The following is an 8,650-nucleotide window of genomic DNA, read 5'->3' as shown; positions in this document are numbered from 1 at the left end:
CCGCCAGCGTTCGTCCTGAGCCAGGATCAAACTCTCCATAATAGTTGAACAATTGCTTGTCCGATATCTGAAAGCTTAATTGTACTCATTGACTTGCTAGCGAGATTAAAATTAATCTCTATTTTTGAACGATTTCTCGTTCATGCTTACTCACTCGTTGTTCAGTTTTCAAAGATCAATATTCTTTCGTTCACTGCCGTGTTACCGAAGCAGCGAGAAATAATATACCATATCTGTTTTTCAATTGCAAGCTTTAATTTTTACATCCATTCGTGAAGATATTCAACACGTTCAGATCTTTATTACAGCTTGCGCCCCGTTCCGTTTGGAACAAGAATCATAATATAGCACATACGATTTTGGAAAGCAACCCTTGTCCTTCATTTTATGAAAAGAACCTCCTAGCGTCAGATGTCATCTGATAGCTGTGAGGTCCACGGGTTCTTTGTTAAGAACTATTTTAACTTGATACCTTTAAGCAGTAATTCCAGGGGTTCTCGCTCTTCTTCATTTTCACCACGATGATCATACTCAACAAGCCTATCCAGCCGTGCAACCTGATGGCCATAGTCGTACATGGCGGCAGCCACTACGGACAAGCGCAGCAGCCCCTTCGGTTGTTTCGTATAGCGTTCAATGAGAACAGTCATGAAACGATCATTCTCAACTTCCATCTCCAAGCCTTCTGTGCTGTCATTTTTCAGTTTGTCATCGAATTTCAATAGCACATGCTCGTGGAATTTGATTAGCTTTTCCATATGTTGATCAAAATAGTCGTCAATCGCTTCTGTTCGAGCCGCCTGAAAGTAATGCTCATCTACGGCTTCAAGAACTTCTAATCCTTTATACATAGCGAGCAGCTTCTGTTTGTATACAACAAGCTCGCGGATGCGGCTGAAACCATTCCCCTTACCTTTGAGCTTTTTAATCTCTTCTTCCAAGAGTCTGTATTTCTCCGACAAGGATTTCAGACTGCTGCGAAGGCTTTCTTTTTCCTCACGAAAAACGGTTTCCTTCATTTCATTGGAGATAACGGTGCGAAGGAGGAGCGACATTTTGCTGAAAATAATCTGAATCTGTGCAGCGAATTGCTCCTTGGGCTTGGGTGGAAAGAATAAAATATTCACCAGAAAGGCACAACCGATACCAATCAAACTAAGCAGCAGCCGGTTAAGCGCGAATTCCCATTCTCCTGAAGCCTCCATCACCGCAACAACGGTAACCAAGGTAAGACCTATCGTTTCTTCCATACGCATTCTAAGACTTATGATAATGACAATAATACAGACAATACCAATTGCAATGACATTATTTGAAAAAAACATACCCGCCAGCAGCGCCAAAACCGCACCGAGAATATTCGTCTGCAGCTGCTCTAAAAAGTAGCGCCACGATCGGTAAATCGAAGGCTGCATAGCAAAAATGGCAGCAACAGCAGCAATGACAGGAGGAGTAAAATTAAGCCAGGCACTTATGTATAAGGCCAAAGCAACGGCGATACCCGTTTTCCAAACACGCGCACCGAAAACCATGAAATCCCCCTCATCCAAAATATTGATTCCCTATTATCTTACACAGGTAAAGGGATTGATGCAAAATAATGACTTAAATTCTAGCTTCGATTCTACCAGTTAACTTGCATGACAGTCACTTGCTGAAGCCATACTGTTAAAGTAATTTCCATAAACAAGCTGGAGGCACCTATGATCAAACAAAAATGGCGAATTCCGCCCACCCAGGGACTTGGATTTAAGCTCAGCAAGGGACAAACGGTTAGAATAAGCGATGTAGAAGGCGAGCAGGTTGCCGACTTTGTCGCTTATCATGAATACAACATTAGGGAACGCTTGGACCCGGGTGTTACGATGGATGCCCTTCATAAATTGAAAGTGACGCCAGGAGATATGCTTTACACCAATACATACAAACCAATGCTATCCGTGGTAACCGATCGCGTAGGTCAACATGATTTCATTAATCCAGCTTGCCGCAGCGAAATGTACGAGGTGCTATATAAGAAAAAGGATCATGCAAGCTGCTATCATAACCTGAATCAAGCTTTAGCGGAATTTACCATTCCTGCCCCTGACCAACATTACCCCATTAATTTGTTTATGAATACCGTTATACTTCCTTCTGGGGAAATCACCATAGAGAGGCCGCTATCGAAGGCTGGCGATTATATTGAACTTCGGGCGGAAATGGATTTAATCATCGCTGTGTCTGCTTGTCCGTGCTCCGAGAGCGCATGTAATGGATTCAAATGCTCGCCTATTGACGTTGAAATTAGGTAGGCATTCACCCAACTCTTCCACGCTGCATAGTATGCTCCGAATGGAAGAAGGAGGGTTTGGTTATGGTTCATTTGAAAGCCAAAAGTTGGTTGGATCGCTATGTCAATGAGCTGCCTGATTGGCAGCAAGACGCCTTTCGCAAGTTCGGCCATATGATTGCGGATGAGGACAGGATGTACCCCTGCATACCAGGGCGGCAGGGATTTCTCTCCGACAGCTTGCGTTTCGGATTTGCAGCAGATCCCAGATCTGATGAAGCAATTGAACAAGCTGGACAGCTGCTGCAGCAATATGGCGAATGCTCCCGTGATACCGGCCGGTATGCTTCGCTTGTTATATTTTTTGAAACACCGGAAGACATGACGGCTAGCTTCACCGTGGAGGATTACGAGCAGGTCTTCTGGTCTGTCTTGAGCCGGATAAGCGCCAAAGATCCGGTCCCTTGGCCCGCACATATTCCTCAAGATCCCTCCCACCATGCATGGGAGTTCTGTTATAGCGGGCATCCGTACTTCGCCTTTTGCGGGACACCCGCCCATCAAGTTCGCCGAAGCCGGTGGACGCCTTATTTTCTAATCACCTTCCAGCCCCGTTGGGTTTTTGAAGAAATCAATGATTCAACGGCATTCGGACGTAATATGAAAAACTTGATTCGCCAAAAACTGGTTGACTACGACGGCGTTCCAGCGCATCCCTCACTTAAATGGTACGGTCAGGCAGACAATCTGGAGTGGGAGCAATATTTTCTGCGCGATGATGAAAGTGTAGCTCCTAAATGCCCTTTTGCTTCTATGGCCATGAAAAAGAAGTAATGAAAAAAACCAGCCAAGGTCTAAAATGACCCAAGCTGGTTCTTTATTTTATTAATGAATCGTTGCCCGATTATTAGGAGGCATTTGCGGCATGCCTTGCGCTGGGACGAAGGTATTCAGCATTTTCTGCATATCTGCAGTCCCAAGCTGTGGAACCTGGTAGTAGGCATTTCTATTTTGATACAAGAAAATTTCGTAGGCCATCTCGATAAAATTCTGCACTTGGGAGGCGAGCACACGACGCACTGTAGGGTTCGTCACCTCAACAGAAGTCATCGTCAATAGGGATGCATGAGATTTAATAAGCCCCAGCATGTGCGCGCTAATGCCAGCGTCCCTCACATCAGCCAGCGACTGATTCGGCTTCTTGGGCTGAGTAGGCTTGATCCCATAGATCGGCTGAGACAGATTCCGTATCATGTAGGTCTGCGTCTCTTGGCTCGGCTTTTGCCCTGTAGTAAAGCACTCTGCCGTTAAGTTGTAGTGGTAAAGCGTAAAGCTGTACTGATGATCCAGAATGTCCAGAAGCTCGGGATCTTGAACGAACTGTCTGAATATCATGAACTGGTCCAGTACATTGATGGTACAAGCTAACACTTCGTGCAAATCAAAGAGCTCATGACCCCCATGGTTCATGTTAGGTGCCATTTGATTCGTGTTGTTATACGGAGTTTGCTGCTGCATCTCGAAGTCTCCTTTAATATTTGGATTGGGAACTTCGATAATATGAGTAAGATTGGTGGAAATTATACGTCTCTTATTTCTGCAGCAATGAGGCCCAAGTGGTTTCTAGCCACTTATCAAAGTCAGCGCCTTTGTCACCTTCGTACGTATCGTACACGTCAGTTCTGGTTTTTTGGAGCTTTTCTTTGAATGCTTCAAAGGTATGACCTTCTGGCAAACTCTTTTTAATGCGCACGAATACCTTGCCTGCTCCTTTGACCAAGTCCCCTTTTTTCCGTGGAGGCAGCTGGACATCTTCACCAAAAGCTCTAAGCTTGCGGTAAGCCATCTCCTGAATGGGATACACGGCATCGCTGATCATGATACGGGTCAAAATATTTATACTCTGTTGATCGTTCCATTGACCTAACTGTTCAACTGCATCCAGACGTTCTCTCCAATTGGATGAACGATTCGCAGATTTTTTTAACTCCTCAAAATTGGCCGGTACTTCATTGTTTAGTTCTATGTTCAACTGGCTCAAGCTCCTTCGACTGCTGCAATTTGCGCATGTTCTTTTACTACAATGATGTTACACTTTTTTGAGGCTAAGCGCCAATGAAATACACTTACGGCTGCAGACTTCGAAAAAACAGCTCGAAACTAACAGCCATTTGGGTATTGAGCTTATCATCGCCCATCCCCATCCCCCAGGTAATTAAAACGCCCATATACGTTTGAATAGCTTGATCCGCAATCATTTCTGCCGGGAAAACGGTTGAGAATTCCCCTCGTTTTTGTGCTTCCTCAATGATAGGAATGAGTACTACTTTCAGCTCTTCCAGCATCTCCAACTGATTGGATAGAGACTTCTCGTTGCTAAGGTTGCTTTGAAATAGCGCACGGGCAAGTTGTCTGGTATAGGGCACAAGTCTCACTAATTCTATAAGGAACTCCCGTAAATGAGGGAGAATCGGCCCGCTTTTATCCTTAAGCTTAACGAACTCGGTCGACGCCCAGAATGTCTGAATGTCACAGAATACTTCTTCTTTCGTGGCAAAATAGTTAAAAAACGTTCCCTTCGCAACACCAGCTCGTTCTGTGATCTGATGAACCGTTGTCGCTTCGTAACCTTGTTCCGCAAATAGCTCGAGCGCTGTGTCTATGATCCTTTTGCGCGTTGCCCGCTTTTTTTCCTCACGGTTCATTGGGTCATCTCCGTTTATCGCTAATGTATACGCTGTATATATGCCAAGTATAGTGGAAACAACAGCTTTGTTCAATTTATAAAATGACCTATGGTCCAATAATATAGTAATATAAACAAAAATATAGTTTTAATTATAATAATTATCTATTAATTAAGGGTTTATTTGCCGACTTTTAATTATGACCAATAGTCCAATTATTATATTGACCTCGGGTCACTTTTGAGTTATAACTACAATCATAAATGCTTTTTAGAGAGCGATAGGAGGCCGTACCTGCATGATTGAAAAATGGATCGGATTTATGGCAAAAACAAAATGGCTCGTATTAGTCATTTGGCTGGCGATTGCCGTAAGCTCGGTGTTTGTACTGCCTGACTTAGGTCAAATCGTCAGACAGACCGAGTCAAAGTTTCTGCCAGCGGACGCGCAGTCCGCGCAAGCGCAGGCGATTCTTGAGCAGATGGACCCTAATCGAAAATCGAAATCGAACACCATCGTCGTTGTACAACGAGAAAGCAAGCTCACCGAACAAGATCAAGATTGGATCAAAAGTAGCATTGCCGAGCTTAAAAAAGAACAAGATGCACTGGGCATCGTTACCATTCTCTCAGCTTTGGATGACCCTTCACTTGCACAAAAGTTCATAAGCGGTGACGGAACGACGGAACTCGTAATCGTTGAGTTTCCACATGAAGTTCAGCAAGCTGCCACATCCGATAGTGTGAAGTTTCTTAAGGAGAAGTTTAACTCCCCGCCGAGTGGGGTGTCCGTTGAATTTACTGGCAGCGCACCTATTTTCATGGATTACACGACTTCGACCAATGACGGACTGAAGAAAACAGAGATCCTGACTCTCGTTCTTGTCCTCGGAATTCTCTTGTTTGTGTTCCGTTCTCCGATCGCGCCATTCATTCCACTACTTACCATTGGGATCGCATTTATTTTGACTCGCGGGTTAGTTGCTTGGTCCACGAAAGCCGGAATCCCGGTATCCTCTTTTACAGAAACATTTCTGATAGCCGTACTGTTCGGTGCTGGAACTGACTATTGTATCCTGTTGATTCACCGCTTCCGCGAAGAAATGTCCAAAACAACCGATCGAATTACCGCACTTCTGCGCACGACGCAAACCGTAGGCAAAACTGTCCTATTTTCCTGTAGCACCGTATTCATTGCCTTCTTTTTAATCGGCTTCGCCAAATTCGGCTTATACCAATCAGCTGTTGGTGTGGCTATTGGTGTTGCAGTCACCCTGATTGCTGCGGTCACCTTGACACCGGCTCTGATGCTTATTCTGGGTCCAGCCATGTACTGGCCAGTAAAAGTAAAAGCCGGCGCCGCACACGGCGACTCGAAGTTATGGGGAACTATGGCTCGTTTATCCGCCAAAAGACCAGTTGCGGTGCTGCTTGTCTGTATGCTGCTGCTTACTCCCTTCATCTTTCTTTTCCAAGGGAACCGTTCATTTGACGATCTAGCTGAGATAGATCCTAGCATTAGTGCGGCTAAGGGGTTCAGAGAAGTTGAAGCGAAATTCAGCAGCGGCGAAGTGCTACCTACAACAATAGCGATTACCTCCAACAGTTCAATGAGAACACCGGAAGGACTTGCCGCAATTGAGAAAGCCAGCCAGTCCGCAAGCCAAATCGCTAATGTCAAAGAAGTACGCAGCGCTGCAAGACCACTGGGGAAACAGATTGCCGAACTAACCGTTCCGAACCAGCTGGAGCAAACCAATAAAGGATTGACGGAGTTACGCTCGGGAATCAATCAGGTTAATGACGGCTTCAAAAAAGCGCAGTCCCATCTTGAAACCCAAGCCAGTGACGTAACGAAATTAGCCCAAGGCACGGAGGAAATTGCTCAAAAGCTTACCGAGGTACAGGGTGGACTCAAGCAAGTGTCCGGAGGAATTGCTCAATCGGAGCAAGGTGCTCAACAGCTCGTTAAAGCATCTGGGCAATTAAAAGGGACCGCCGCATCCATGGGCGATGATTTATCCAAGCTCGTACAAGAGTACCCTGAGCTTACTAAAAGCACTTCCTATCAAACCTTAGCCGGTAAACAGCAAGGGTTAACAAACGGTATAGCGCAAACTGAAGCTGGCTTACAACCCTTAGCTAAAGGGCTAGCTCAATTAGTGCCTTCCGTCAACCAACTTTCCGGGGGAATTGGACAACTGGCCGACGGGCAAAAGCAAGTAAGCGGCGGAATGCAACAGTTGGAGAGCGGACTTGGCCAATTTGCTTCGGGACTGGGTGAAGGTACTAGCGCTTTAACCAAGGTATCCGATGGCATCAACCAAGTTGTTGAGGCCCAAAAAGGGATCGCTGACAACAGTTCCAAACAAATCGCTGGATGGAATGTGCCTAAAGAAGTATTGGAGCAAGATGAGTTTAAGAAGTCTTTAGACTTCTATATGTCGGAGGACGGCAAAATCGCAAAGCTTGAAGTTGTCCTTGCCATTAATCCATACTCCAAGGAAGCCATGAGTAAAATGGACGAAATTAGGACTTCTGTGGTCAGCAGTTTGAATGGCACAGCACTTTCCCAGGCAGATATTAAGTTGGCTGGACAAACAGCGAATTATCATGAACTGGATAATATCTCTCAGAATGACTTTTACCGTACCGGAGGATTCGTGTTGATCGGGATTTACTTGGTTCTAGCTCTTCTGCTTCGCTCACTGCTCATGCCACTATATATCCTGCTGTCACTAGTCTTTAATTACCTGGTTACTATGGGCATTGTAGAATTTATTTTTGTGAAGCTTCTAGGCTTTGATGGCTTATCTTGGACCGTCTCCTTCTTCGTGTTCCTGATCATTGTTGCACTGGGAGTAGATTACAGCATCTTCCTCATGGCAAGGTTCAAAGAGGAGTACCGACCAGGTCGCATCATTGAAGCGATGGGCAAAGCGATGACGACAACAGGCGGCGTTATTATGTCTGCGGCACTTATCATGGGCGGCACCTTTGCGGCGCTTATGTTCTCAGGCGTGCATACGCTCCTGCAGCTTGGTGCAGGCATTACCATTGGTTTGGCCATCTACACAACCGTATTCATGGGCCTAATCGTCCCTTCACTGGCGGTTCTCTTCGGTGAAGCTAATTGGTGGCCTTTCTCACGCAAAAAATCCGCTGTAGGGGAGAAAGCACCTCACTCTGCGGAAGCCGCAACACAGCATTAATGCTCAAAAGCCTGAGGCAGGGGCGCCTCAGGCTTTTGAGTTTTGCTTTTTTATGATGTATCGAGCTAGCTTGAACTTACGACAATCCCCCTGCAGTACTTGCAAACTGCCGCATCGATTTCGATTTCCTCATTACAGTAGGAGCACTCCTTATGTGTTTTCACTGCTGCCGAATCTACCGCCGTTTTCTTCTTCGTGCTAACCAAGATTAACAAACCGATTACAACAATGACTACGACGATTATCCAAAAAACCATACCGAAACACCTCCTAGTTGATAATCAACTTTTGATGAATCCGTATATGTATATTCGCCTATGCTTGTCTGTTTGTCTTTGTCCTTTTTTGAAATAATTAATTACAGGACAGCTGTTTAGCCCCCTAATTGAATTGGAGAGTACCTAGGGAAATAAGGTACTATTAAATAAAGGGGGCTGAACGGAATGAGACAACGAAACAACGCATTCAAAGATGTTCGTA

General features: G+C 45.2%; 8 protein-coding genes. 3 read left to right on the top strand and 5 right to left on the bottom strand.

All coding sequences use genetic code 11. From position 1 onward, the window contains the following. Positions 1-455 precede the first annotated feature (455 nt). Positions 456-1,532, bottom strand: a complete 1,077-nt coding sequence (locus AC58UW_RS33125) for an FUSC family protein (RefSeq protein WP_497424748.1) — start codon at positions 1,530-1,532, stop codon at positions 456-458. A 174-nt stretch (positions 1,533-1,706) separates the two neighbouring features. Between AC58UW_RS33125 and AC58UW_RS33120 the strand changes: the two genes are divergently transcribed. Together AC58UW_RS33120 and AC58UW_RS33115 are read left to right on the top strand one after the other, a co-directional pair. Continuing rightward, entirely contained in the window at positions 1,707-2,294 is a 588-nt protein-coding gene (locus AC58UW_RS33120) for a DUF1989 domain-containing protein (protein WP_497424749.1), read from the top strand. 62 nt (positions 2,295-2,356) lie between these two features. Next, on the top strand, positions 2,357-3,106 hold the full coding sequence (locus AC58UW_RS33115; RefSeq protein ID WP_497424747.1) for a YqcI/YcgG family protein: 750 nt from the start codon (positions 2,357-2,359) through the stop codon (positions 3,104-3,106). Between the two features lie 51 nt (positions 3,107-3,157). On the opposite strand, the gene AC58UW_RS33110 is transcribed toward AC58UW_RS33115, so the two are convergent. From AC58UW_RS33110 to AC58UW_RS33100, 3 genes are all read right to left on the bottom strand, one after another. Then, positions 3,158-3,790, bottom strand: a complete 633-nt coding sequence (locus tag AC58UW_RS33110; protein WP_497424746.1) for a spore coat protein — start codon at positions 3,788-3,790, stop codon at positions 3,158-3,160. A 73-nt stretch (positions 3,791-3,863) separates the two neighbouring features. After that, positions 3,864-4,304, bottom strand: coding sequence for a HEAT repeat domain-containing protein (locus tag AC58UW_RS33105; RefSeq protein ID WP_497424745.1), 441 nt, complete (start codon positions 4,302-4,304; stop codon positions 3,864-3,866). A 94-nt stretch (positions 4,305-4,398) separates the two neighbouring features. Further along, positions 4,399-4,977, bottom strand: coding sequence for a TetR/AcrR family transcriptional regulator (locus AC58UW_RS33100; RefSeq protein WP_497424744.1), 579 nt, complete (start codon positions 4,975-4,977; stop codon positions 4,399-4,401). A 280-nt stretch (positions 4,978-5,257) separates the two neighbouring features. Here AC58UW_RS33100 and AC58UW_RS33095 point away from each other — a divergent pair, with 280 nt between their 5' ends. Next, entirely contained in the window at positions 5,258-8,170 is a 2,913-nt protein-coding gene (locus AC58UW_RS33095) for an MMPL family transporter (protein ID WP_497424743.1), read from the top strand. Between the two features lie 65 nt (positions 8,171-8,235). Here the strand turns inward: AC58UW_RS33095 and AC58UW_RS33090 are convergent, their stop codons facing one another. Continuing rightward, complete coding sequence (locus tag AC58UW_RS33090; protein ID WP_497424742.1) at positions 8,236-8,427, bottom strand: hypothetical protein; 192 nt, start codon at positions 8,425-8,427, stop codon at positions 8,236-8,238. Between the last annotated feature and the right edge of the window lie 223 nt (positions 8,428-8,650).

It is taken from the genome of Paenibacillus sp. J22R160, assembly GCF_059692135.1.
The sequence above is the reverse complement of the archived record's forward strand: the minus strand, read 5'-3'. Positions and strand labels throughout refer to the sequence as shown.